General features: G+C 29.2%; 3 protein-coding genes. 1 reads left to right on the top strand and 2 read right to left on the bottom strand.

The genetic code is table 11. From position 1 onward, the window contains the following. Window positions 1-104, top strand: a 104-nt coding sequence (locus ES044_RS18060) for a transposase (protein WP_147118358.1), incomplete at its 5' end; no start/stop codon positions are given. Between the two features lie 22 nt (window positions 105-126). Here the strand turns inward: ES044_RS18060 and ES044_RS18055 are convergent. Together ES044_RS18055 and ES044_RS18050 are read right to left on the bottom strand one after the other, a co-directional pair. Next, window positions 127-384, bottom strand: coding sequence for a hypothetical protein (locus ES044_RS18055; RefSeq protein WP_147120756.1), 258 nt, complete (start codon window positions 382-384; stop codon window positions 127-129). 1,242 nt (window positions 385-1,626) lie between these two features. Further along, window positions 1,627-2,448: a hypothetical protein gene (locus ES044_RS18050; RefSeq protein ID WP_147120757.1), complete on the bottom strand. Its 822-nt coding sequence runs from the start codon at window positions 2,446-2,448 to the stop codon at window positions 1,627-1,629. Window positions 2,449-2,613 lie beyond the last annotated feature (165 nt).

Genomic DNA, 2,613 nt, shown 5'->3' with positions numbered 1-2,613 from the left:
CGGAAGGATTAAATAGTGTCATGCAATTAGCACGATCTAGAGCTAGAGGTTTCAGGAATATTGATAATTTTTGTAATATGATATATTTCTTAGGGAATCACTAATCCATAACTTTTGGCGAAGAACCTAAATTTTAAAATAACTATATCTAAATTCATCTCTATATTTCCAACTTTCAATATTTTCTATGTCAACAGATTCATTATTTTGAAATGTCAATATTGGTTTTTTAATCCACAAGAATTCCACTTTCTTATTTGACAAAGTAATTTTCACTTTTCCTAAAGTTAATTTGTAAGCAATTAAATAAGATGTTATAAATGTTGAAATTGTAAATAAAAATGCAGGAAAAGATTCCATTCTTCCAACTAATTTGATTCCCATTATTCCAATAATAAGAATTAAAGTCAAAAGTATAGTTATAAAATAAAAAACTGAAATCGTTCTGAATTTGTATTCCATTTTTATGTTTGCCAACGTTTGGTATAAGAATAGTTGCGTTTTTTGTCAGCGAGGAATTTCCAGCGGAAATTCAGAAGTTGGCAAAAACGCAACTACCTTTGTTAAAGCACTAATTTAGCAATTATTTTTATACGGTGTTGCAAGTAGTTTTTCTTTTTTCATAATTTTGGTTTTCTTTTTTCCGATTTCTTTATTTTTTGCACTTTTATAAACTTTAAAAATCTCGTATTTTCTAAATTTCTCATTTATGGAAACTTTTTTCTTGTTTTCCGAGTGAGTGAAAATTCCGCTCCCGAAGTTTCGGGATTGCTTAATTCCGAAATTTTGGAAATACAGTTCAGATTTTTCGCACGAGTAAAAAATCCGCAAAATTGCTCAATTCCGAATATTGCTCAATTCCATAATCTTGGAAATTCCGCATTTTGAATAAATTCCGATTAGCGAGAGAGTGTTCCACAATTTTCCTTTTTCCGAACTTTTAGAAACACAAATTTGAAGAGTTTCAAACTGCAATTTATTCGGTTTTTAGGAATTCGTTTTTAATTACTTGCAACGTGTTTGTTTATGGAAAGTTGCGTTTTTTGTGTGCGAGGATTTTCCAACGGAAAATTAAAGTACATAAAAAAGCAACTCACTTTGATAAAGCACTAATTTAGCAATTTTCTATAAACGGTGTTGCAAGTAGTAGTTTTTTTTCGCAATTTTTATTCCTTTCTCTATTTTTTGTTTTCCGCTTTTTTCCGAAAACTTTTAGAATTCGCAAAGATTTTTAAATTCCGCAACTTGCTCAATTCCGAAATTTAGAAGATTTATTTCAGATTTTTTGCAAGAGAAAAAATTCCGTAAACTAACTCAATTCCGAATCTTGCTCAATTCCACAATATTGGAAATTCCGCATTTTGATTAAATTATCGATTCGCGAAAGAGTGTTCCACCTATTTTTTCAGTTTTTCGGACTTTATAAACACAAAAAATCAGGAAATTCGAACCGCAAATTTATTCGGTTTGAGGATTTTCCGCTATTACTTGCAACGTGTTTGTGTAAGAAAAGTTGCGTGTTTTAAGCAATAAAGTTACTAAATAAAACACAAACCAAGAAAATCCGCGAGGATTTTCGTAAGTTGGCTAAAACCAGCAATTTTTTTTACACGGTGTTGTGCGCTGTTATTTTTTCGTTCCTTCTAACATTTTCTGTAATTCAGAATTTGTTTTATTACTTATAATGTCAATTAACTTTCCGCTTTTAAATTCATATTTTTTTACTAATGTTGGTTCATTATATTCGTTGAATTTTCCGTCTTTATTTTTATCAACTCCGAATTTAATAATCAAATCTTTACTGTTATTAACAAACTTATAATCATAAACGTCCATTCCGTCAATTCCGATTTTTTCCATTTTATTTTGGCTAAAAGAGTAGATGTAAAGTGATTTAAAATCTTCTAAATTTATTACACCATCTTTGAATGTATCTTTTTCGGACGCCTGAATTAATAAAAGAATTTCATTGTCAAAATATTCTGTATTAATCTTATTGAAATTCACTCGTTTTTCAAATAGTTTTTTGTTTTTTCCGCCATTTGGATTATAAACAATTACATTATTATATGCTCCATAAAATCCGCCTGAATATCTATTATCTGAAGGTTTGCTGTCATTTTCAGATGAAGTAAATGCATTTAAAAGTCCTGTTATATCTTCTTTTTCATTCAGTGTTTTATGGGAAACAGGAATGATATATACAGATTTCAAAGTGTCAATTAGTATTGGTGTTTTGTATGAAATTACTTGTTCTCTTTTATTTTCCTTTTGTAACTTTTCAATTTTTTCATCTGATAATATTCCAGTTTCAATATCTTCTGGATTGTATCTTCGATGTTCCATAATTGTAATTGAAATAAATGCTACTAAAGCAACTGTTAAAAATATTACTCCAACTGTTCCTAAAATGGCTAATAATTTTTGATTGTATTTCTCTATTTTCATTTGTAGTTACGATTTTTTTTTTAATGGCGCACAACGTGTTTGTGTTATGGAAAGTTGCGTTTTTGTGTGCGAGGATTTTCCAACGGAAAATTTGAAGTACGCAAAAATGCAACTGCCTTTGGTAAAGCACTAATTTAGCAATTTTCTATACACGGTGTTAGCAAA

It is taken from the genome of Polaribacter sp. IC066 (assembly GCF_007997085.1).
GTDB lineage: Bacteria > Bacteroidota > Bacteroidia > Flavobacteriales > Flavobacteriaceae > Polaribacter.
Note: the sequence above shows the minus strand (reverse complement) of the source record. Positions and strands in the feature narration are given on the sequence as shown.